The sequence below is a fragment of the Zobellella endophytica genome, from assembly GCF_003012775.1.
Classification (GTDB): domain Bacteria; phylum Pseudomonadota; class Gammaproteobacteria; order Enterobacterales; family Aeromonadaceae; genus Oceanimonas; species Oceanimonas endophytica.
In genome coordinates this window covers 1-514 of record NZ_PXYG01000028.1, presented here as the reverse complement: position 1 = coordinate 514, position 514 = coordinate 1, and the positions used below count along the sequence as shown (strand labels likewise).

Here is a 514-nt window from a genome sequence, read left to right as displayed (position 1 = left end):
GAGTGATTCATGACTGGGGTGAAGTCGTAACAAGGTAACCGTAGGGGAACCTGCGGTTGGATCACCTCCTTACCTTAAATCTCAACGCCTGTTGAGTGTTCACACAGTTTGCTTGATATGAATAGAGTGACTTGCGCACGAGCCTGGCTGGTGTGCATAACGTTGGGTCTGTAGTTCGGCTGGTTAGCACCCCATGCCCTTGGGTATAAACGGGTGAGGTCGGTTAAATACAGCACAATTTTTGGGTCTGTAGCTCAGGTGGTTAGAGCGCACCCCTGATAAGGGTGAGGTCGGTGGTTCGAGTCCACCCAGACCCACCAAATCTTCTGCAAGATTTGGTGATGACGGTACGCTGAATGGGGCTATAGCTCAGCTGGGAGAGCGCCTGCTTTGCACGCAGGAGGTCAGCGGTTCGATCCCGCTTAGCTCCACCATTTAGTCGAGTCAAAAATGTCAAAGTAATACGTTGGGTATCAATGTATCACTTTGACTTTTTACAAGTCACGCTCTTTAA

The 514-nt window shown here is 49.8% G+C and carries 2 tRNA genes and 1 rRNA gene; all 3 read left to right on the top strand.

Annotated features, from left to right (window positions below):
* A 16S ribosomal RNA gene (locus C7H85_RS19280) occupies nucleotides 1–72 on the top strand; the annotation flags it as partial.
* Between the two features lie 171 nt (nucleotides 73–243).
* Nucleotides 244–320: transfer RNA gene (locus C7H85_RS19275), tRNA-Ile, on the top strand.
* A gap of 38 nt (nucleotides 321–358) precedes the next feature.
* Nucleotides 359–434 (top strand) — tRNA-Ala (locus tag C7H85_RS19270).
* Nucleotides 435–514: the final 80 nt, after the last annotated feature.